Here is a 19923-nt window from a genome sequence, read left to right as displayed (position 1 = left end):
AGGGACTTCAGCGCTTCAAGAACTCCGGATAGTGCCGCTCGGTGACGTCCGGGTGCGCGCGCATCCTGCCCTTGAGCATGTTGAGGCCGAATGACGACAGCAGGGGATTGGCCGGATCATCGGTGATTCCCCTCGCCGCCGCCTTCAGCTCTGGTGGCAGCGGGACAGGATCGATCACGGCATCAAGCCGCGGCGACCAGAAAAAGGGCACGGAATAGCGGTCCACCCCTGGCGGAGGAGCCTGCACGCGATGGATGGTGGCCGCCAGATACCCTTCCGTGGCCACCTCAAGCATCTCGCCAAGATTCACCACCAACGCTCCGGGTACCGGCTCCACTGGAACCCATTCGGTGGCTCCGGGCGGCAGGACCTCCAACCCGCCCACGCCGTCCTGGAGCAACAGGGTGACGAACCCGTAGTCCGCGTGCGAGCCCACGCCCTGGTCGCCGGCGGCCTCCACCACTCCTCCCACGTAGTGCACCAGCTTGCCCATCCATGCCGGCGACCCCTGGAACGGCTCGTCGAAGTAGTCCTCCGGAAGCTGCAGGGAAACGGCGATCGCCCTGAGCAGTTCCATCCCCACCCGGGACATCAATTCCGCCCACGCCATGGCGGCGGGCCGGAGTTCTGGAAAGGATTCGTCAGGCCAGAGGTTGGGGCCCTGCAGGAGCCAGTACGGCTGGTCCACCGGATACTCCGCTACCGGCGTCCGTTCGGGCGAGTAGTCGATCTGCTCCCGGGCGTCAGCCCTTCCCTGGGTCACTTCGGTGCCCATCCGCGTGTAGCCGCGGAAATGTGGCGAAAGCCGGTTGTCCAGCTTCATGCGTTCTTCCAGCGGCAAGTCAAAGAACCGCCTGATGACGTCCAGGAGGTGTTCAGCCTGCCCGCTGGCCGCACCGTAGCCGGTGATCTGGAAGAAGCCCACGTTATGGGTGGCATAACGCAGCTGCTCGATGAAGTCCGGGTGGAATGACCCGTCGGCCTGCCGCGCCGTCGCCAGGTCCAGAACAGGTATGGCCCCCTGATCGTGTGACATCTTCGCAGACTAGCACCGGACGCGATGGCTTTATAGGCTTCCTCCATGGACCCGGACGCCCTGAGGAAAATCTGCCTCTCCTTCCCCGGCGCGTACGAGGATTATCCGTTCGGGCCTGAGACCGCCGTCTTCAAAGTCCGCGCCGATGTTGCCGGCAACGGCCGGAACGGGGGCAAGGTTTTCGCGCTCTCCTCAATGGACACGAAGGACGGGTACGTGAACCTCAAGTGCGAGCCGGGCCTGGCGGTTCAGCTCCGCGCCGCGCACCCTGAAATTAACGGGGCCTGGCACATGAACAAGACCCACTGGAACGGGGTGCAGCTGGACGGGGCATTGCCGGACGGCATGATCAGGGACATGGTGGAGGACTCCTATGACCTGGTGGTGGCAGGCCTCACCAGGAAGCAGCAGGAGCAGCTGGGCTGGGCCCGCCTGGACGGCGCGGATGGGCAGTAAGGGCGGGGCGGCCGGAGCGCTCAACTATCCCGGCATCGGAAGCACGGAGCAGGGCACCGCGCCTGCGGGCTACCCCACCGTGCTGAAGGAGGTCAGGGTGGGCACGGGCCTTGCCGTGTACCGGCGCATTGCGGACGGCATCCTGGGCTGGGAGCTGCAGCGGAGGGCAGGGCTCCGCGTCCGTGCCGATTCCCCCGTGGCGGTGCCCGGGGCGCGGGTGGTGAGCGGCTTCGGCGCCGGGCCCTTCCGGCTGGACGCGTCATGCCAGGTGGTGTGGGTCCGGGAACCGGCCGGGGAGGACATGCCGCAGTCCGCCGGATTCGGGTACGGAACGCTGCCCGGGCATCCGGCAAGGGGCGAGGAATCCTTCGAGGTGGAAATCAGCGCCCGCGGGGAGGTGTTTCTGCGGATCCGGGCGTTCAGCAAACCTGCCAACTGGTTCTACGCGGCCGGCGGCATCGTCACGCGCGCGGCGCAGCGCTATGTCACGTCCCGGTACATTGAAGGGGCACGCACTCTCGCCGCGGAAGGAACACCAACGTGATCTTCATTGTCGTTAAGTTCAAGGTCAAGCCTGAATGGTCCGGGCGGTGGCTCGACCTGGTTGCCGACTTTACCCAAGCCACCAGGGAGGAGCCGGGCAACCTGTGGTTCGACTGGTCCCGCAGCGTGGAGGACCCCAACGAGTTCGTCCTGGTGGAAGCCTTCAAGGACGACGCCGCCGGAGACCACGTCAACAGCCCGCACTTCAAGCAGGCCATGGCGGACATGCCCCAGGCGCTTGCCGAAACACCCCGGATCATCAGCCGCCAGCTCGACGGCGAGGGCTGGGACCAGATGGGCGAGCTCGCCATCTAATCTCCATCGATTGCTCCGTACCTGCCGTTCTGGCCCTCCTAAACGGCAGTTACGGAGCACTCGATAGCATGAAGGCATGTGGATCGGCTGGATCGAATTCGACATCCTCCTGGGCGACGTCCAAAGCCTTAAGGAAAAGCGCTCCGTGATCAGGCCGCTGCTTGCCGAGATCAGGAGGCGTTTCGACGTCTCGGTTGCCGAGGTGGGTGATCACGACCAGTACCGGCGCTCCCAGGTGGGCGTCGGCCTGGTGGCAGCAGACCGCGCCCACCTCATTGAGGTGCTGGACGCCGTCGAACGCTTCGTGGCAGCCCGGCCCGAGTTGGAACTGCTCAGTGCCCGGCAGCGTGACCACCACAGCGAGGACTAACCCCATCGGCTGCTGAGTACTTGTCGTTTTCACGCGCGAAAACGACAAGTACTCAGCAGTCGATGAGGGGTGTGGATAACTTCTGCGGCCTTTCCCCGATTCTGGTCTCATGGACCGATGAAGACGCCCCGCCCGTTGCCGGACGAACTCCGGACCGGCCCCTTCACCCTTGCAGATGCGGCGCTCGCAGGAGTATCCCCGCGGCGCTGGCGTCACGGGTCGTTGGTGCGCCGTGGCAGGGGCATCCGCATGGAACGCACGACGGCGGCGCTCCCCTTGAGTGCCAGGGTGCGGCCCTTCCTTGAGGTCAATGTGCGATGTGCCGCCTCGCACCTCACTGCGGCGGAGATCCTGGTCCTGCCGCGACGCCGGCAGAAAGGGAATCCGGAAATGTTTCACGTCATCAGGCCGGAGGGTGCGGCCCACCTTAACAGGCCGCATGTCATCGTGCACAGAATGAAGCTTTACAGCGACGAGGTGACGGTAGTCGATGGAATTCCCGTGACCACTCCGGAGCGCACCTGGCTGGACATGGCGGAGATGCTGACGGTGGACGAACTCGTGGTCATGGGGGACAGCTGTGTGCGGGTGCCCAGGCCGGAGCTCGAGGGCCGGGACATGCCGTTGTGTTCCATCGGCGATCTTCAGCGGATGATCAACCGGCACAAAGGCAAGCGGGGACTCCGCAAGGCCAAAGAAGCCATAGAGCTCATCCGGGTGGGCTCGGATTCGCCCCAGGAAACCGTGCTTCGGCTGGCCGTGGCACGGGCCGGGCTGCCCGAACCCGAGCTGAACGTTCCCGTCATCTCGGAGGACGGCATGAGGCACCACGAGCCGGATCTCTCCTACCGGAAGTACCGGATCGGGATCGAATACGAGGGCGAACACCACGGCGAAGAGGGACAGATTGTGCGGGACATCGACCGGTCCGAGCGCTACGCAGCCCTGGGCTGGACCGAGGTAAGGATCTCGAAGCGCCACATGTTCAACGATGCGAAACCTGCGGTCGCCAAGATCCGGACGGCGTTGATCCAGGCCGGCTGGCGTCGAGGCGATTAAAAACGACTGCTCCGTATTTGTCGTTCTGAGGGTTCAAAACGACAAATACGGAGCAATCGATCGGAGGGGAGGGTCAGCCGAAGTACTTCGGCAGGGTCCCCTCGTGGGCTTCACGGAGGGCGTCCAGGGACAGGGACTCCACGCCGTTGATCTCCAGGGTGCCGCTGGCCGCATCCACCACGCCGATACGCGTGTGGGCGAAGCCGCGGGCGGTGCACATGTCAGTGAAGCGGACTTCCTCGGAGCGCGGGACGCCCACAACGGCGCGGCCCTGGGACTCGGAGAAGAGCGCCGTGAACAGGTCCACGCCGTCCCGGTCCATGACGTCCTGCAGGGCAATCCGGGCACCCACGCCGTAGCGCAGCGAGGACTCCACCAGGGCAGCTGCGAGGCCGCCCTCGGAGAGGTCGTGCGCGGAGTCGATCATGCCGTCGCGGGACGCGTTGATCAGGATCTCGCCCAGGGCGCGTTCGGCCTCGAGGTCCACCTTGGGCGGCTGGCCGCCCAGGTGTCCGCGCATGTTGGCCCACTCGGAACCGTCAAGTTCCGCGCCGGTGGTGCCCAGCAGGTAGATCGCCTGGCCATCCTCACGCCAGCCCGACGGCGTGCGGCGCGCAACGTCGTCGAGCTTGCCCAGCACTGCCACCACCGGGGAGGGATGGATGGGCGTGGTGCCCGTCTGGTTGTACAGGGAGACGTTGCCGCCGGTCACCGGGATGCCCAGCACCATGCAGGCGTCGGACAGGCCGCGGATGGCCTCGGCGAGCTGCCACATGACATCCGGGTCCTCGGGGGAACCGAAGTTCAGGCAGTCACTGACAGCCATCGGGACGGCACCCGCGGTGGCAACGTTGCGGTAGGCCTCAGCCAGCGCCAGCTGCGCGCCGTGGTACGGATCGAGGTAGGTGTAGCGGCCGTTGGCGTCGGTGGCCAGGGCAACGCCCAGGCCGGTCTCCTCGTCCACGCGCACCACGCCGGCGTCGTCGGGGAATGCCATGGCGGTGTTGCCGCCCACGTAGCGGTCGTACTGGTTGGTGATCCAGGACTTGGAGCACATGTTCGGGGACGCCACCAGTTCGGTGACGGCCGCGGCCAGCTCAGCGGGGGCAGCCGGGCGTCCTGCGTCCTGAACGGAACCGGTGAAGGTGTCCGCCTGCACGGCGTCCTGCCACTCGGGGCGGGCGAACGGGCGGTCGTAGACCGGGCCGTCGTGCGCCACGGTGCGGGGATCGACGTCGACGATCACCTCGCCTTCCCAGGTGATGATCAGGCGGCCGGTATCGGTCACCTCGCCCAGCCAGGAGTACTCCACGGCCCACTTGTCCATCACGGCCTCGAACGCCTTCACGTTCTCGGGCGTGACCACGGCCATCATGCGTTCCTGCGACTCGGACATCAGGATCTCGCCCGGGGTCAGCGTGGGGTCGCGCAGCAGGACGGAGGTCAGCTCAACCTGCATGCCGCCGTCTCCGTTGGAGGCCAGTTCCGACGTCGCGCAGGAGATGCCCGCGGCGCCAAGGTCCTGGATGCCTTCCACCAGCGACCCCTTGAAGAGTTCCAGGCAGCATTCGATGAGGACCTTCTCGGCGAATGGGTCGCCCACCTGCACCGCGGGGCGCTTGGAGGGCTTGGTGTCGTCGAAGGACTCGGAGGCCAGCACCGAGGCGCCGCCGATGCCGTCGCCGCCGGTGCGCGCACCGAACAGGACCACTTTGTTGCCCTTGCCGGAGGCGTTGGCCAGGCGGATGTCCTCGTGCCGCATGACGCCGACGGCCAGGGCGTTGACCAGCGGGTTGCCCTGGTAGACGGAGTCGAACACCATTTCGCCGCCGATGTTGGGCAGGCCCAGGGAGTTGCCGTAGCCGCCGATGCCGGCCACTGCACCATGCATGACGCGGGCGGTGTCCGGGTGGTCGATGGCGCCGAAGCGCAGCGGGTCCATGACGGCCACGGGGCGGGCACCCATGGAGATGATGTCGCGGACAATGCCGCCAATGCCGGTGGCTGCGCCCTGGTAGGGCTCAACGAACGACGGCGAGTTGTGCGATTCGATCTTGAAGGTCACGGCCCAGCCGTCCCCCAGGTTGGTCACGCCGGCGTTTTCGCCGATGCCCACCAGCATGTCCTTCTTCATTTCCTCGGTGACCTTCTGGCCGAACTGGCGCAGGTGGTTCTTGGAGGACTTGTAGGAGCAGTGCTCGCTCCACATGACGGAGTACATGGCCAGTTCCGCGCCGGTGGGGCGGCGGCCCAGGACCTTGACGATCTCGTCGAACTCGTTCTGCTTCAGGCCCAGCTCGGCCCAGGGCAGCTCCGTGTCCGGCGTCTTCGCGGCGTGCTCGACCGTGTCGATATTGAACTTCTTGGTGGTTTCCGTGGTCACTTGTCGCCTCCCACAATCTTGTTCAGGACGGAGGTGAAGAAACCGAGGCCGTCGGTGTCGGACCCGGCGATACCCGTCTCACGGGACACAACAGTCTCGGGGCCGAAGCCGACCTCCACGGCGTGCTCGGGGTGCGGCATGAGGCCCACCACGTTGCCGGCGGCGTTGGAGATGCCGGCGATGTCGCGGCGTGAGCCGTTCGGGTTGAAGCCCACATAGCGGAACACCACGCGGCCCTCAGCCTCAAGGGCGTCCAGGGTCTTTTCGTCCGCGATGTACTGGCCATCCTGGTTCTTGAGCGGGATGGTGATTTCCTGGCCCGCCTGGTAGTCCAGGGTCCACGCCGTGTTGCTGTTCTCGACGCGCAGCACCTGGTCGCGGCAGAGGAACTTCAGGTGGTCGTTCTTGATCATCGAGCCGGGCAGCAGGTGCGACTCGGTGAGGATCTGGAAGCCGTTGCAGATGCCGAGGACCGGCAGCTTGGCGTCGGAGTTGGCGGCGTCGATGATTTTGGACATCAGCGGCGCGAAGCGGGCAATGGCGCCGGCGCGGAGGTAGTCGCCGTAAGAGAAACCGCCGGGAATCACCACGGCGTCCACGTCACCAAGCTGGGAGTCGCCATGCCAGAGTTCGACGGCGGTGCCGCCGGCCAGGCGGATTGCGCGGGCAGCGTCGCGGTCATCGAGCGTTCCCGGGAAGGTGACGACGCCGATCTTCGCGTCCGCGAGGCGCGCATCTGCGGCGACGGCGGTTGCGCCGCCGATCAGGGGAAGTTCAGTCATGTCAGGCCTCGACGACCTCGACGTTGACGACGTCCTCGATGACGGGGTTGGACAGGAGGGTCTCTGCGGCATTGCGTGCCTGGGCCAGGATTTCCTCGGTCACCTCGCCGTCGACGGTCAGTTCGAACCGCTTGCCCTGGCGGACAGCGCTGAAGCTGGTGAAGCCCAGACGGGGGAGAGCGCCGACGATCGCCTTCCCCTGCGGGTCCAGAATCTCGGGCTTGGGCATGACGTCAACAACGATCCGGGGCATCCGGTAACTCCTGTGCGTGAGCTTGGGTAAGGGCGCAGCGGAGTGGTGCCGTCTCACGCCGTACCGGGGTGTCTGGGACATGCTGTGCCAGGCACTGTTTCCTAGACCTTGTGGACGGGCGCTCCGCGAGCTTGCTAGCCCATTCTACCGGCCGCAGCGCCCCACCCTGTATTCGGGCGATTGACGGTGGTTCCGGGGTTGATTTCGGCGTGACTACAGGTATCGGCGGGAGTTCTGGAGTTGTGCGTCCTGCGTCACTAGGATTGCTGGATGGCTGAGAATTCGAAATCCCTGCTGTTGCCAGTGGTTGCCGCAGCAGTGTTCGCCGGGCTGGGCCGGATGGTGCTCCAGAAGATCAAGGCTGACCGGTTCGCCCGGGAGAACCGGGTGGCAGGTCCCGTGGATGAAAAGACCAGGCAGTGGATCAGCGAGGTGGTCCGCACCCCGCGCCAGTAGCGGGAGGCGTTTGCCATCTGAGAACTTGTAAGGGCGTCTTCGGGGCGCCCTTTTTGATGCTCCGCCGCAGTCTCCTGTCTCCCGTGTGACTGGCCAAAATATTGGTTTTGTGTCCTATGTCATATTCAGCTATCACTCTGTACTCTTTGAATCGACTGGTCTCATGGAATGACAAGATCTGTAATTCCGTGTGCCAAGTCAGTCGTTTCGGGCCCCCAACCGTGGCTGGGCCGGTACATCGTGAAAGGTTTGCACGTGAGATCTACTGGAAAGAGCCCCATTCGGGGCGGGGGATTCCGGAAGGCAGCGGCGCTTGCCGTGGGCTTGCCGCTTCTCCTCACCTCGATGGCCATCAGTCCCGCCACCGCGGCGCCTGCCGGGCTGGATCAGGCAGTCGCTGCCAAGGAAACTGCACCTGCCGAATTCAAGGACGGCCGCTACATTGTGGTCCTGGCGGAAGCAGCGGCCGCCGCCTACGAGGGCGGCACGCCCGGGTTGGGCGCAACTAAGCCCGATAACGGGCGGAAGCTGGACTCCGGCAGCGCCAGCTACAGGGCCTACAACGCACACCTGCGCAAGCAGCAGCGGGAGGTGGCGGCAAGCCAGGGGGTGACCCCGGGAAAGCAGTACACGGCCGCCCTGAACGGCTTCACCGCCGAGCTTACTGCCGCCCAGGCCATGGAACTTTCCAAGGATGAGCGCGTGATGGTGGTTGCGCCCGACGTGGAAAACGCTCCTGACTACACCACCACCGACTTCCTCAAGCTGACGGGCCCCGACGGCGTCTGGGCCAAGCAGTTCGGCGGCGAAGCCAACGCCGGCAAGGGCGTGGTGGTTGGCGTCATCGACTCGGGCTATGCACCGGACAACCCGTTCCTCCACGGCGAACCGGTCCAGCCCCTGAGCGGCCCGGCCCAGGTGGGCGTACCGTACCGCACCGCGGAAGGCCGGATCGCCATGCTCAAGGCTGACGGCACCACCTTCGAGGGTGAATGCCAAAAGGGCCAGGGCACCGGAGCGTCGTTCGACGGCTCCCTGTGCAACTCCAAGGTCGTTGGCGCGAGGTACTTCGCCGATTCGTTCCTGCAATACGTAGCCCCGCAGAACCGGGCCCCGGAGGAACTCATCTCCCCGGTCGACGTCGGAAGCCACGGAACCCACACGGCCACCACCGCTGCGGGTAACGCGAATGTGGAGCAGGTGATTGACGGCGCAAACTTCGGCAGGAGCTCCGGCGTTGCCCCCGCCGCGAAGGTCTCGGTATACAAAGTCTGCTGGGAGGACACCAACCCGGACACCGGCGGCTGCTATTCCTCCGCTTCTGTGGAGGCGGTGGAGGCCGCAATCAAGGACGGCGTGGATGTCCTGAACTACTCCATTTCCGGCAACAACAACAACACTACCGATCCCGTCGCGTTGGCGTTCCTCAATGCTGCCGCTGCAGGCGTCTTCGTGTCCGCATCAGCCGGTAACTCCGGGCCCACGATGTCCACGGTCAACCACGCCTCACCCTGGCTGACCACGGTTGCCGCATCCACATTCCCCAGTGACCTGCTGGGCACCGTCAAGGTCTCGGACGGCTCGCTCTACCGCGGAGCTTCGATCATGAAATCCGAGGTTGCGGACAAAGCGGTTATCGTCGCCTCGGCCGCGGCAGCAGCCGGAGCCACCAACGCCAACCTGTGCGCCCCGGGCTCCCTCGATGCGGCCAAGGTTGCAGGCAAAGTGGTGGTCTGCGACCGCGGCGTGGTGGACCGGACGGCCAAGAGCCAGGAAGTCCAGGACAAGGGCGGCGTCGGCATGATCCTGGTGAACCTCACCAGCAGCTCCGAGGATGCGGACAACCATGTGCTCCCCACCGTTCATGTCAACGCACCCAAGAGCCTGGAACTGAAAGCCAAGCTGGAGTCCAACCCCGCCTTGACAGTCAGCCTCGTCAAGGGCGACCTCACGGGCCTGCCGGCGGCGCCTGCGCCCCAGATCGCCGGGTTCTCCTCCCGTGGACCTACCCTCGCCGCCGGCGGTGACCTGCTGAAGCCGGACATTGCGGCTCCCGGCGTGAACGTCCTTGCCGGCGTCTCCACTATCGGCAACAACGGTGACCAGTTCGGCTTTATGTCCGGAACCTCCATGGCTGCGCCGCACATCGCCGGATTCGGCGCCCTGGTGCTCAGCAAGCAGCCCAAATGGACGCCCGCGATGGTCAAATCGGCCATGATGACCACCGCTTACCCGCTGGTGAAAGCCGACGGTACGCCCAATACGGATCCGTTCCAGGGCGGCGCCGGCCACATCGACTCCACCCGGGTCCTGGATCCGGGCCTGGTCTACAACTCAGGCATCAAGGACTGGCTCGGCTTCCTTAACGGCCAGGGCGTGGACACCGGTGCTCCGCAGGCCGGCTCCATTGCGGCCCGCGACCTGAACGTTCCGTCGATCGCGCTCGGCAGCCTGGTTGGGGAAGTACAGGTCAAGCGACAGCTCACTGCCCTGGTTCCAGGAATCTACCGCCCGGAAGTCAACATGCCGGGATTCAACGTCCAGGTTGAGCCGAACGCACTGAACTTCGCCAAGGCCGGCCAGACCCGCGATGTCACGCTGACCATCCGGAACGTCAGCGCTCCGGTGGGCAAGTTCAGCAACGGCACCCTGACCTGGAAGGGCCCGCGTACCGTGAGCTCTCCCATCGCAATCCGGCCTGTTGATGCGCAGATCGCCCCGTCCTTCTCTTTCAGCTCCGCTTCCGGCAGCGGGACCGGCACGATGGAACTGGTGTCCGGTTCGGACAGCCCGATCAACGTCGGGGTGGAAGGGCTTGCTCCGCTGAGCCAAACGGCCATTTCCAAGACTCCCGGCGCGTACGCCCCCCGGAACGACGCCCACAACGCGCTGCTTCAGGTGGCAGTCCCGGAGGGAGCCTCTTTCGCCCGCCTGGGCGTCCAGGCGCAATCGGACGACGTCGACTGGGACATGGTGGTCTACGCACCGAATGCTTCGGGCGGCCTGACGGCCACCCAGGTGGCGACAGCTTCGGCCAGCGAGTTTTTGGACCTTGAATCGCCCCGTGCGGGCACGTACTACGTGGTGGCCAACCTGTACTCCACGCCGGACAATGGACCGGCTACCGCTTCCGTCCAGGCAGTGACCTTCGCGGGCGATGCCGGCAACCTCGCGGTGGACCCGAATCCGATCGTGGCCCCGAACGGCACCGCCACCTCCGCCACGCTTTCCTGGACCGGCCTGTCCGCAGGTGCCTACGTTTCGCGGCTCAGCCTGGGCGGGAACGGCATCAGGACGTGGGTCAACGTCCAGGTGGGCGCCGCGCCCACTGCCCCGGCAGGGGCTCCGCAGGTCGCGGTCGCGGACGCAGTACCAGCGTCATAGGAACCTCCCCTTCTTGTAAGGAAAAACAGGATCCCCGGGCGGTCGAACCGTCCGGGGATCCTGCTTTGTGTGAAGGGCCGTGCCGCATCGGGGTCCTAGGTGTTGCCCCATGCCCCGCCGGCACTGCCCAGCAGCGGTGCCATCGCGTTCCAGCGCGCGATTTCGCAGCCGTCCGTCCGCCTGAAAATGGAACTGACAGGGCGGCCATGGAAAATTCCAGTGACCACGGCGATCTGCGGCCCGCCGTACTGCTGGGTGCACAAGCGTGGTGGTCCGGGCTTGGGAAAAAAGATGTCCTCGCCGTACTTCTCCACGGCTGCGAGGGCAGCTTCGGGGTCCGGCAGCGTGCTCCCGGGCTGGTTACGTCCGTCGTCGGCTATGAGCCGAAATGCGTGCTCGACGGCGGCTGGATCCTCCTTGAGCCTGACAGTGAGATCGATCATGCGGTCACGCCGGGAACGGTCGGCGACAGTGCGTCCAGCGCAACGGCCAGCCTCTCGCGTAGGGCTGCTGCCTCGGTGGCGAAGGAGCGCTGGTGCTCCACGTAGGCTGCCTTCCCCTGGGGCGTCTCGATGGGAATGGCCGGATAGCCCCACTCCGCCAGGTCGTAGGGAGAAGCCTGCATGTCCATGGCGCGGATCCGCCAGGACAGCTCGAAGCATTCCATCACCAGTTCGCTGGACAGGGCCGGCAGCAGCTTGTAGGCCCACTTGTACAGGTCCATGTTGGCGTGGAGGCAGCCCGGCTGTTCCTGGTGGCGCTGGCTGTCCCGGCTCGGCGCAAACTCATTCAGCGGAACGGCGTCCGGCGTATAAAAGCGGAAGGCATCGAAGTGCGTGCAGCGGATCCTGTTGTCCTCCACCACCTTGTCAGTGCCTGCCGAACCCAGCCGCAGCTGGAGGTATTCATGGCGCAGGTCGAACTTGTCCTGGCGGTAGACCATCGCCCATTCGTGCAGGCCAAAGCAGCCGAACTGGGCCGGTCGTGCGGCGGTCCCCCGCACGATGATGCCGGCAAAGGCAACAGCCTCGCTGCGTTCGGCAAGAAAAGCGTCCCGGTCAAAGGTGACCGCGGTGCTTCCTTCCGGCAGCCCCAGGAAGGCAAGCTCGCCGTCGTCGAGCGTCCTGTAGTGCTTCCAGGCCGTACGTGCGGCCGCTGCCCTGCCCGCCAGGACGTACCCGGCGCCGGGGTGCCAGCGCCGCAGCTGGCCCGGTTTCTGGGTGTAGTAGGTGAACAGGAAGTCTTCCACCGGGTGCTTCTTGCCCGCAGACCTGCGGGCAAGGTAGGGGTCGGCGTAGCGGCTGACGCGCTGGTGGTGGGCCTCCTCCAGCGGTCGCCAAACATCCGGCGCCATAAGCTTAAGCTCCACCGGCGGCACCCAGGACATCCTTCGCAGCGTCCCAGGCGCTGATTTCGCATCCGTTGGTGCGGGAGAAGGCAGCGTCCACCGGCACGCCGTCCACAACACCAGTCACGGTGGCTTTCTGCGGGCCGCCGTACTGTTCAGTGCAGGCCTGGTCCGTTGCCGGAGCGGAGGGGCTTAACAGCCCGGCGTTTTCCTTCAGCGCAGCGCAGGCCGCATCAGCGGCCGGGTGGACGCTTTCAGCAGCCGGGACACCGTCGGCGCAGACCAGGGTGTAGCTGATCTCCGGTTCCCCCTCGGCTGGAACGATGATGATGGCAAGTTCGGCGTTACCCTTGCCCGGTCCTGACGGCGCCGGCGAAGGCTCGGGAGCCGGGGCAGGGACGGAGGTCTCGGCGTCGGCAGACGGGCTGCCGGACGGCTGCGGGGAACTGGTGGCGGAGGAAGAGGGAGATGCGGAGGGTCCGCCGGTCGGGGTGCTGCCGCCCTGGCCCGGGGAACAGGCCGGGAGCAGCGCCGCTGCCAAGAGCAAGGCAAGCGACTGGACCTGAATTCTGCGGGTGGAGAACATTCCTGCGGGCCTCGCCCCTGTGGAGATCGTGCGGGACATCATGCTCGTGGGCGTCCTGCCCGGGGATCGCGGCCTTCCCTTCATGCCGCTATTCTACTGCCGGTCCTGCATCTGGCCGGTGTTGGAGGTGGCCGCAATGAGCCCCATCATGGCCGCATGCAGTTCGCCGACCTGGTCCCTGCTCAACCCCAGCCGTTCCATCATGGTCCCGGGAACATTAAGCGCCTCCTGCCGGAGCGCGGCGCCTTCGGGGGTCAACTCGACGGCAAGGGCGCGCTCATTTCCGTCTGCCCGCCGTCGCGTAATCAGGCCCGCGGCCTCAAGCCTGCGGAGGAGCGGGGAGATGGTGGCCGGTTCCTGGGCGAGGGCCTCGCTGATATTCCGGACAGTCCGGGGGCTCGCTTCCCACAGGCACAGCATCACCAGGTACTGGGGGTGGGTCAGGTTCAGCTTCTCCAGTACCGGCCGGTAGGCGCCCACAACGCTTCGCGCCGCCACCGTCAGGGCGAAACACAACTGGTGTTCCAGGAGCAGGTCCTCGTCCTGCCCCTGGTCACTGCCCGTTGCCGTTGTCATGGATCCTCCGATTGTTAGTGCACTAATCATTAGCGTACACTTTCAGCGGTAGACATGTCAGGTAAGGAGCCAGTTTCATGGGTAAGGGCAACTCAGCAGGCAAGGGAAACGCTTCGCAGCGCTTCATGCGGGCCACCGGCAGGCTCCGGGCCATCTTCGGCCCCGCGAACCGCTCATCCCTGGGCCACGCCATGACGGATGAAAACCGCAGGCTGCTGGCCCAGCGGGAGGCTGAGACCCAGCAGTGGGAGACCGTGAAGCGACCGGACGGCAGCACCTACGTGGTCCCCAGGAATCCAGAGGACAAATCCCTTCGCTGACCCCGGCAATGCTGTCCTGGCCGGGAGCCTTTTCCGGCCCGCAGGCATAAAATAAGGGCACTGGCTCCTGCCGGCAGGAGCGCTTTCCCCGATGTCCGGGAAGGGGGTGGAAACAGTGGCACATGTACTCAGTGGTTTCATGAATCTCACCGAGAGGCTGCGGTTCGTCTTTGGCCCGGCCACGCGGCTGGACCCGGATACGCCTGTGGTCCACAAGCATGACGCTTTCGAACAAGCCTCGGAGGAGGACCTCTCGCACTTCGTCGTGGAAACCGATTCGACCGGCCATCACTACGCTGTGCGCCGGGAAGACCTCGAGAAGGAAAGCTGAACCGCCGGCTCAGGCCGGGGCATCCCAAACGCAGGAAAGCCGGGCTTCCTCCGAATATCGGAAGGAGCCCGGCTTTCCCGCGCCTGCGGCGGCCCGGCTTGGGGCCCTGGCTTGCCGGCCGTACTAGCGGCCGGTGCCGCCGTAGACCGTCGCTTCGTTCTCGCTGTCCAGGTCAAAGGCCTTGTGGATGACGCGCACAGCCTCGTCCAGGAGATCCGCGTGGGTCACAACGGAGATGCGGATCTCGGAGGTGGAGATCATGTTGATGTTGATACCGGCGTCGGAGAGCGCTTTGAAGAACGTTGCCGAGACGCCGGGGTGCGAGCGCATGCCTGCACCGATGAGCGACAGCTTGCCGATCTGCTCGTTGTACTCGATGCTCTCGAAGCCGATCTGGTCCTGGGCCGCATGGAGGGCCGCCAGCGCGTCGGCGCCTTCCACGATGGGGAGGGTGAATGAGATATCCGTCCGGCCCGTGCCGTGGGTGGAGACGTTCTGCACGATCATGTCGATGTTCGAGTGTGCGTCGGCGATGACCTGGAAGATCGCTGCCGCCTTGCCCGGAATGTCCGGAACGCCAACAACCGTGACCTTGGCTTCGGAACGGTCGTGCGCGACGCCGGAGATGATTGGCTGCTCCAAGGCAACTCCCTCTTGTGTGGTGATCTTGTCTTCGGCGCTGGGGATGACCCAGGTGCCTTCGTGCTGGCTGAATGAGGAACGGACGTGCAGGGGAACGCCGAACCTGCGGGCATACTCCACGCAGCGCAGGTGGAGGATCTTGGCGCCGGACGCTGCGAGCTCCAGCATTTCCTCACTGGAGATCCGCTCGATTTTCTGGGCGGAGGGAACTACGCGGGGATCGGCGGTGTAGATGCCGTCCACGTCCGTGTAGATCTCGCACACGTCCGCCTCGAGGGCCGCCGCCAGCGCCACGGCGGTGGTGTCTGACCCGCCCCGGCCGAGGGTGGTGATCTCGTTGGTGGCCCGGCTCATGCCCTGGAATCCGGCCACAATGGCGATGTTGCCCTTGTCCAGCGCCGTCCGGATCCGGTGGGGATCCACATCGATGATCCGGGCCTTGCCGTGGATGCCGTCAGTGATCATGCCGGCCTGGGAACCGGTGAAGGACTGGGCGGAGGCGCCCAGTTTATTGATGGCCATGGCCAGCAGCGCCATGGAGATGCGCTCGCCGGCGGACAGCAGCATGTCCATTTCGCGGGCCGGGGCGGAGTCTGTCACCTGGGCGGCAAGGTCCAGGAGTTCGTCCGTGGTGTCACCCATGGCGGAGACGACGACAACCACCTCGTTGCCGGCGGCCTGAGCGTCCACCACGCGTTTGGCAACCCGCTTGATTCCGTCCGCGTCCGCCACGGAGGATCCGCCGAACTTCTGCACGATGAGCTGCTTTGTCACCGCACGGCCGGTGGGCAGCCCCTGCGGCTGCGTTGCGTTGTGCACTTCGGTAGTGGGCGTACTCATGCGCGTACCTTCACTGGATCGGTAGGAGTTTGGAGGCCAGGCAGCCTGACGCCTGGTCGGCGCGACTTCTCCCCACAGTTTATCGCCGCCCGCTGCCGGGGGTTGAATTGTGACCATTTCCGGCCGGCTAAGCAGCCCCGGGAGGGCAGGGACGGCGTAGGCTCAGAGCGTCAGAATGCAATGACTGTGGGGGCAGGTGCAGATAGATGGCAATGATTTCTGAGGTACCGGGAGATTCGGGCGGGCCGGTGTCCGACGACGGAATATCGGCACGGGGTGTCAGCCGAAGCTTCGGCGCGGTGCGCGCCGTCGAGCACATGGACTTCAATGCTCCGGCAGGGAAGGTGACCGCCCTGATCGGCCCCAACGGCGCCGGCAAAACGACGCTCCTGCTGATGCTTGCATCGCTGCTGGCGCCGGATGAGGGGACCATCAGCGTGGCAGGCCTGGATCCACTCCGCCACCGCGCGCAGGTCAGAAGGCGCCTGGGCTGGATGCCCGATACGTTGGGCGTGTGGGAGTCTTTGACCGCCCGGGAGATCCTGACCCAGATGGCCCGTTTCTACCGGCTGCCGGCCGAAGGCCTCGGGCAACGGGTGGCCACCATGCTGGAAAGGGTGCGGCTGGACGATCTCGCGGACCAGCCGGCACGGGTGTTGTCCCGCGGGCAGCAGCAGCGGCTGAGCCTCGCCAGGGCACTGATCCACGACCCTTCCGTCCTGCTCCTTGACGAGCCCGCCTCGGGCCTGGACCCGGGCTCGCGAGTGGAGCTTCGCACTATGCTGCGGCAGTTGGCGGCGGAGGGCAAGGCCGTGGTGGTCTCATCCCACGTCCTCGCTGAACTTGACGAGATCGCCGACGGCGCAGTGTTCGTCAACAAGGGCCGCACAGTCCGCCAGCAGACCACGGCGGAAGCAGCCGCCGCGGGCCGGCGGTACGCGATTTCCGGATCGGATCCGGCAGCACTGGCCGCAGGGCTAACGGGGCTGGGAATGGCGTTCCGCGTCGAGGATGGCCGCCGTCCGGGCGTGAGCCTGGTGCTGAATAACGACGGCGATGCGGAGCGCCTCCTGCGGGACCTGGTGCTGGCCGGCGTCGGAATCATTTCCTTTGCCCCCGCCAGCGGGGCCCTTGAAGAGACCTACATGAACCTCGAGGGGGAGCGGCAGTGAGCCAGGCAACCGACAACAGGCAGGACACCTCCGGAAGCGGCGCATCAGCCGCCTATCTTGCGGGAATCAGGAATGTGGTGGTCCTGGAACTGAAGCAGCGCCTGCGTTCGCGCGGCTGGTACATCATGCTGGCCATCTGGTTTGTCCTGACCGGTGTGGTCACGCTGCTGACGTGGGCCAGTTGGAACGCTTCCCAGGCTGCCCAGCGGGCGTATGGAGGCTATGTTCCGCCGGAGCAAGCCGGCCCGGGTTCCATGATCTTTGAAGTGGTGCTGGCATTTGTCTTGTTGTTCGCATTGCTGGTGGCGCCCGCCTTGTCCGCCAATGCCATCACCGGGGACCGGGCGGGCGGCACCCTGGCGATCCTGCAGGTCACCCTGCTCGAACCCGGCCAGATCCTGTGGGGGAAGTTTTTTGCCGCCTGGCTGGCAGCCCTTGCCTTCCTGGTGGCCAGCGCGCCGTTCCTGATCATCGGTGTGGCTCTTGGGGGAATGACGCCGGGTCACGTGCTGGTGGCACTGCTGATGCTGGCCGTTGAAGTGGGTATCGTATGCGCCCTGGGCGTAGGGATTTCAGCTCTGGCCGGGCGGCCCTTGTTCTCCATCGTGGTGACTTACCTGGCGGTGGCCGGGCTGGTTTTCGGCACGCTGATTTCCTTCGGGCTTGGCACAGGCCTGGCCCAGGGCACCGTCATGGCCAACAACCCGCAGTACCGCCAGTACGCACCCCTGGAGTCCGGGCCGTTTGGGCCGGAGTACACCTGCTCGGGCCCGCTCCGGGAACAGCCTGCCCTCCGTACCGAGCGGGTTGCCTGGCTGCTGGGCATGAACCCCTTTGTGGTGGTGGCCGATGCCATCCCCTACCGCGACCGCACAGCGCAGACGGGTTTCGCCTCCGTCGGGACCATCGAAGGAATCAGCCAGGGCGCCCGGCAGGCCATGGCCGGCCCGGACGGCACCGTCCCGTGCGCCAACGGACTGGTCCAGCCGCCATACCTGGGGCAGAAAACACCGCTGTGGCCGCTTGGGCTGGGGCTTCAGCTGGTGCTGTCCACCCTGCTGATGTGGCTGGGCTGGCGGGCGCTCCGGACGCCAGCGCACAAGCTGGCCAGGGGCGTGCGCATCGCCTAGTCCGGCTCTGGACAGCGCTGGCGTGTTGGGCAACGATAGGACCCAGCCGGCACGTTCGCCGGTCTGAGCCGGGGCTGGGGCCTGTCCGTGGAAAGGCGGGGCTTCCCCATGGCCGACGACGACCAGCCTGCTGTGCATCCAGCCCCCGAACCCTTTTACGAACCGATAGGCGCGAACCCCGGCGGTACGGGCAGCCCCAGCTGGGAGGATGACGACGACGGCGGCCGGGAACAGGTGCGCGGCGGCCGGCCGGGCATGCAGCTGGCGTTGGCTGATGTGGTCCGCAGCATCCGTACCGCCAGGTTCTGGGCGCAGGCGGGCGGCGCTGTCGTAGGAACCTGGGCTGCTGCCGCCGCCGCCGTAGTGATGTTTGCGTCGCTGGGACAGGGGAGTGGCGGGTACAACGCCCCGATGCTGGTGTACGCGCTCGCCGCAACCCTTGTGCCGTCCGTCGCGGCCTTTCTCGCGGTGGCCTGGGGCATGCAGTGCCATGGACAAGCTGCCGCAGCCCTGGAGCCGGCCGTGGGCGGCAGGATCCTCCCGGCGTTGCTGGCCACCACATTCCGTGGGCTCGTCCTGGCTGCCCTAACGTTCTGCGTACTGATGCTGCAGTCGCTGGCGGCCGGCGGATCAGGCGCTGTGGCGGCAGCTGCTGCCGGGGTCACCGCTGTTGAGGGCGCCGTTTTCGGCGCCGTTGGAGTCGGGGTGGCGGCTGCGGTTCGGAAATCGGGACCGGCCCGTGTGGCGGGCTGGGTCTTAGCGGGAATCCTGGTGGCTGGCTCGGCCGGTGCTGCTGCCGCCGTGGTGCCGTTGGTCCGGGCGGTGGAACCAGTAACCGTCGCTATGAATGTGCAGTGGGGGCCCGCCGGCACACGCCAGGCCTACGAGTGCTCGGGAGTCCCGGCCGGCGCAGCCGAGGTCTACCATACCGAGCGCATCATGTGGCTGGCCGCCATCAGCCCGTCGGTAGTTTTCCTGGCGCTGGGCGCTGACGCCGATCCGGCCGGGGCTGTCCTGGGATGGGTGCCGGCAGCCATTCAGGAAGCAGGGGACGGCACCCAGGTCCCCTGTGTGAACGGGGAACCGCTGACCAAGGATTCGGCCCGGATGCCGCTGCCTGTGGTGGGAATTGCCGGCCAAGCCATAGTGGCTGGAGCGCTGCTGGCCGCCGGAAACAGGGCGGCTGTTTCGCGCCGGCGTCCGCGGCCCTGACCCAGGCCGCGCGTGTGCCTCGTGCCGCGCTTACCGGGCCAGGGTCAGGGCCCCAAATCAGGTGAGGGCGTTCCGGCGGCCCTCGAACGCCCTGCCAAGGGTGACCTCATCCGCGTATTCCAAGTCGCCGCCCACCGGCAGCCCGGAGGCCAGCCGGGTCACGGTGATGCCGATTGTCTTGAGCATACGCGCCAGGTAGGTGGCAGTGGCCTCGCCCTCAAGGTTGGGGTCGGTGGCGATAATGACTTCCTGGATGGCACCGTCATTGAGCCGGGTCAGCAGCTCGCGGATGCGGAGCTGCTCGGGTCCGATGCCCGCAATGGGGTTAATGGCGCCGCCCAGCACGTGGTAGCGGCCCCGGAACGACCGCGTGCGTTCCACGGCCAGGACATCCTTTGATTCCTCTACAACGCAGATCACCGCCGGATCCCGGCGCGGGTCACGGCAGATGTTGCACAGTTCCTGCTCTGTGACGTTGCCGCAGACGGTGCAGAACTTGACCCGTTCCTTGACAGTCGTGATCGCTTCAACCAGGCGCTTCATGTCCTGGGGGTCAGCTTCGAGGATGTGGAACGCAAGCCGCTGGGCGGATTTGGGGCCCACCCCCGGAAGGCGTCCGAGCTCATCAATCAGCTCCTGGACAGCACCTTCGTACACGTTTTCCCCTTAGTTTGGGATGGATTGCGGGCAGGGCAAAGACTTGGAGCGGGGCCCCGTTTTACCGGGAAC

At 66.0% G+C, this 19923-nt stretch carries 22 protein-coding genes; 12 read left to right on the top strand and 10 right to left on the bottom strand.

What is annotated here, in order from left to right; genetic code table 11:
• Positions 1-7: 7 nt before the first annotated feature.
• Positions 8-1036: an isopenicillin N synthase family dioxygenase gene (locus U7114_RS14375; protein WP_323057729.1), complete on the bottom strand. Its 1029-nt coding sequence runs from the start codon at positions 1034-1036 to the stop codon at positions 8-10.
• A gap of 45 nt (positions 1037-1081) precedes the next feature.
• On the opposite strand from U7114_RS14375, the gene U7114_RS14370 reads away from it, so the two are divergent.
• From U7114_RS14370 to U7114_RS14350, 5 genes are all read left to right on the top strand, one after another.
• Positions 1082-1492, top strand: a complete 411-nt coding sequence (locus tag U7114_RS14370; RefSeq protein WP_157239354.1) for an MmcQ/YjbR family DNA-binding protein — start codon at positions 1082-1084, stop codon at positions 1490-1492.
• Positions 1482-2036 (top strand): DUF1990 domain-containing protein, encoded by a 555-nt coding sequence (locus U7114_RS14365; RefSeq protein ID WP_323057728.1) that lies wholly within the window; start codon positions 1482-1484, stop codon positions 2034-2036. The genes U7114_RS14370 and U7114_RS14365 overlap by 11 nt, the downstream gene beginning before the upstream one ends.
• The gene (locus U7114_RS14360) at positions 2033-2350 is read left to right on the top strand and encodes a putative quinol monooxygenase (protein ID WP_321215244.1); all 318 of its coding nucleotides are present in this window, start codon (positions 2033-2035) and stop codon (positions 2348-2350) included. The genes U7114_RS14365 and U7114_RS14360 overlap by 4 nt, the downstream gene beginning before the upstream one ends.
• Before the next feature lie 76 nt (positions 2351-2426).
• On the top strand, positions 2427-2720 hold the full coding sequence (locus tag U7114_RS14355) for a DUF503 domain-containing protein (protein ID WP_321215245.1): 294 nt from the start codon (positions 2427-2429) through the stop codon (positions 2718-2720).
• 249 nt (positions 2721-2969) lie between these two features.
• Entirely contained in the window at positions 2970-3779 is an 810-nt protein-coding gene (locus U7114_RS14350; protein WP_323057727.1) for a hypothetical protein, read from the top strand.
• Positions 3780-3852: 73 nt separating this feature from the next.
• Here U7114_RS14350 and purL read toward each other — a convergent pair whose 3' ends face one another.
• The 3 genes from purL to purS are packed head-to-tail and all read right to left on the bottom strand — an operon-like array spanning position 3853 to position 7197.
• Positions 3853-6162, bottom strand: coding sequence for a phosphoribosylformylglycinamidine synthase subunit PurL (gene purL, locus U7114_RS14345; RefSeq protein ID WP_323057726.1), 2310 nt, complete (start codon positions 6160-6162; stop codon positions 3853-3855).
• Positions 6159-6944: a phosphoribosylformylglycinamidine synthase subunit PurQ gene (purQ, locus tag U7114_RS14340; protein WP_323057725.1), complete on the bottom strand. Its 786-nt coding sequence runs from the start codon at positions 6942-6944 to the stop codon at positions 6159-6161. The genes purL and purQ overlap by 4 nt, the downstream gene beginning before the upstream one ends.
• 1 nt (position 6945) lies before the next feature.
• Complete coding sequence (gene purS / locus U7114_RS14335; RefSeq protein ID WP_157239345.1) at positions 6946-7197, bottom strand: phosphoribosylformylglycinamidine synthase subunit PurS; 252 nt, start codon at positions 7195-7197, stop codon at positions 6946-6948.
• Between the two features lie 270 nt (positions 7198-7467).
• On the opposite strand from purS, the gene U7114_RS14330 reads away from it, so the two are divergent.
• Complete coding sequence (locus U7114_RS14330) at positions 7468-7653, top strand: hypothetical protein (RefSeq protein ID WP_323057724.1); 186 nt, start codon at positions 7468-7470, stop codon at positions 7651-7653.
• A gap of 279 nt (positions 7654-7932) precedes the next feature.
• Positions 7933-11037 carry a S8 family serine peptidase gene (locus U7114_RS14325; RefSeq protein WP_416235560.1) on the top strand — a complete coding sequence of 1035 codons (3105 nt, stop codon included), beginning with the start codon at positions 7933-7935 and terminating at the stop codon, positions 11035-11037.
• Between the two features lie 95 nt (positions 11038-11132).
• On the opposite strand, the gene U7114_RS14320 is transcribed toward U7114_RS14325, so the two are convergent.
• The 4 genes from U7114_RS14320 to U7114_RS14305 all read right to left on the bottom strand — a co-directional run bounded on the left by U7114_RS14320 (position 11133) and on the right by U7114_RS14305 (position 13547).
• Positions 11133-11480, bottom strand: coding sequence for a serine protease inhibitor (locus U7114_RS14320; protein ID WP_323057722.1), 348 nt, complete (start codon positions 11478-11480; stop codon positions 11133-11135).
• On the bottom strand, positions 11477-12391 hold the full coding sequence (locus tag U7114_RS14315; protein ID WP_323057721.1) for a 3-methyladenine DNA glycosylase: 915 nt from the start codon (positions 12389-12391) through the stop codon (positions 11477-11479). Before U7114_RS14315 ends, U7114_RS14320 begins: the two co-directional genes overlap by 4 nt.
• A 4-nt stretch (positions 12392-12395) precedes the next feature.
• Positions 12396-12971, bottom strand: a complete 576-nt coding sequence (locus U7114_RS14310) for an SSI family serine proteinase inhibitor (protein WP_416235559.1) — start codon at positions 12969-12971, stop codon at positions 12396-12398.
• A gap of 93 nt (positions 12972-13064) precedes the next feature.
• Positions 13065-13547, bottom strand: a complete 483-nt coding sequence (locus U7114_RS14305; protein WP_157239334.1) for a MarR family winged helix-turn-helix transcriptional regulator — start codon at positions 13545-13547, stop codon at positions 13065-13067.
• A gap of 77 nt (positions 13548-13624) precedes the next feature.
• Between U7114_RS14305 and U7114_RS14300 the strand changes: the two genes are divergently transcribed.
• Positions 13625-13867 carry a hypothetical protein gene (locus tag U7114_RS14300; RefSeq protein WP_323057719.1) on the top strand — a complete coding sequence of 81 codons (243 nt, stop codon included), beginning with the start codon at positions 13625-13627 and terminating at the stop codon, positions 13865-13867.
• 115 nt (positions 13868-13982) lie between these two features.
• A complete protein-coding gene (locus U7114_RS14295) occupies positions 13983-14198 on the top strand; it encodes a hypothetical protein (protein WP_104999594.1) in 216 nt (71 codons plus the stop codon).
• Between the two features lie 123 nt (positions 14199-14321).
• Here the strand turns inward: U7114_RS14295 and U7114_RS14290 are convergent, their stop codons facing one another.
• Positions 14322-15680: an aspartate kinase gene (locus U7114_RS14290; RefSeq protein WP_157239329.1), complete on the bottom strand. Its 1359-nt coding sequence runs from the start codon at positions 15678-15680 to the stop codon at positions 14322-14324.
• A gap of 206 nt (positions 15681-15886) precedes the next feature.
• Between U7114_RS14290 and U7114_RS14285 the strand changes: the two genes are divergently transcribed.
• The 3 genes from U7114_RS14285 (at position 15887) to U7114_RS14275 (ending at position 19194) form a co-directional block, all read left to right on the top strand.
• Positions 15887-16852 (top strand): ABC transporter ATP-binding protein, encoded by a 966-nt coding sequence (locus U7114_RS14285; RefSeq protein WP_321215255.1) that lies wholly within the window; start codon positions 15887-15889, stop codon positions 16850-16852.
• Positions 16849-17982, top strand: coding sequence for an ABC transporter permease (locus U7114_RS14280; RefSeq protein WP_323057718.1), 1134 nt, complete (start codon positions 16849-16851; stop codon positions 17980-17982). Before U7114_RS14285 ends, U7114_RS14280 begins: the two co-directional genes overlap by 4 nt.
• A gap of 108 nt (positions 17983-18090) precedes the next feature.
• On the top strand, positions 18091-19194 hold the full coding sequence (locus U7114_RS14275) for a hypothetical protein (protein ID WP_323057717.1): 1104 nt from the start codon (positions 18091-18093) through the stop codon (positions 19192-19194).
• Between the two features lie 57 nt (positions 19195-19251).
• Here U7114_RS14275 and recR read toward each other — a convergent pair whose 3' ends face one another.
• Entirely contained in the window at positions 19252-19851 is a 600-nt protein-coding gene (gene recR / locus U7114_RS14270) for a recombination mediator RecR (RefSeq protein WP_050056466.1), read from the bottom strand.
• Positions 19852-19923: the final 72 nt, after the last annotated feature.

It is taken from the genome of Pseudarthrobacter sp. C1 (genome assembly GCF_034720455.1).
Lineage (GTDB): Bacteria > Actinomycetota > Actinomycetes > Actinomycetales > Micrococcaceae > Arthrobacter.
The sequence above is the reverse complement of the archived record's forward strand: the minus strand, read 5'-3'. Positions and strand labels throughout refer to the sequence as shown.

Bases quoted from the DNA above. Each gene is read 5' to 3' on its own strand.
- U7114_RS14310 (WP_416235559.1), bottom strand. From the start codon at position 12,971: ATGTTCTCCACCCGCAGAATTCAGGTCCAGTCGCTTGCCTTGCTCTTG.
- purQ (WP_323057725.1), bottom strand. From the start codon at position 6,944: ATGACTGAACTTCCCCTGATCGGCGGCGCAACCGCCGTCGCCGCAGAT.
- U7114_RS14375 (WP_323057729.1), bottom strand. From the start codon at position 1,036: ATGTCACACGATCAGGGGGCCATACCTGTTCTGGACCTGGCGACGGCG.
- U7114_RS14350 (WP_323057727.1), top strand. From the start codon at position 2,970: ATGGAACGCACGACGGCGGCGCTCCCCTTGAGTGCCAGGGTGCGGCCC.
- U7114_RS14320 (WP_323057722.1), bottom strand. From the start codon at position 11,480: ATGATCGATCTCACTGTCAGGCTCAAGGAGGATCCAGCCGCCGTCGAG.
- U7114_RS14285 (WP_321215255.1), top strand. From the start codon at position 15,887: ATGGCAATGATTTCTGAGGTACCGGGAGATTCGGGCGGGCCGGTGTCC.
- U7114_RS14290 (WP_157239329.1), bottom strand. From the start codon at position 15,680: ATGAGTACGCCCACTACCGAAGTGCACAACGCAACGCAGCCGCAGGGG.
- U7114_RS14365 (WP_323057728.1), top strand. From the start codon at position 1,482: ATGGGCAGTAAGGGCGGGGCGGCCGGAGCGCTCAACTATCCCGGCATC.
- U7114_RS14305 (WP_157239334.1), bottom strand. From the start codon at position 13,547: ATGACAACGGCAACGGGCAGTGACCAGGGGCAGGACGAGGACCTGCTC.
- U7114_RS14330 (WP_323057724.1), top strand. From the start codon at position 7,468: ATGGCTGAGAATTCGAAATCCCTGCTGTTGCCAGTGGTTGCCGCAGCA.
- purS (WP_157239345.1), bottom strand. From the start codon at position 7,197: ATGCCCCGGATCGTTGTTGACGTCATGCCCAAGCCCGAGATTCTGGAC.
- U7114_RS14370 (WP_157239354.1), top strand. From the start codon at position 1,082: ATGGACCCGGACGCCCTGAGGAAAATCTGCCTCTCCTTCCCCGGCGCG.
- U7114_RS14275 (WP_323057717.1), top strand. From the start codon at position 18,091: ATGGCCGACGACGACCAGCCTGCTGTGCATCCAGCCCCCGAACCCTTT.
- U7114_RS14300 (WP_323057719.1), top strand. From the start codon at position 13,625: ATGGGTAAGGGCAACTCAGCAGGCAAGGGAAACGCTTCGCAGCGCTTC.
- U7114_RS14355 (WP_321215245.1), top strand. From the start codon at position 2,427: ATGTGGATCGGCTGGATCGAATTCGACATCCTCCTGGGCGACGTCCAA.
- U7114_RS14315 (WP_323057721.1), bottom strand. From the start codon at position 12,391: ATGGCGCCGGATGTTTGGCGACCGCTGGAGGAGGCCCACCACCAGCGC.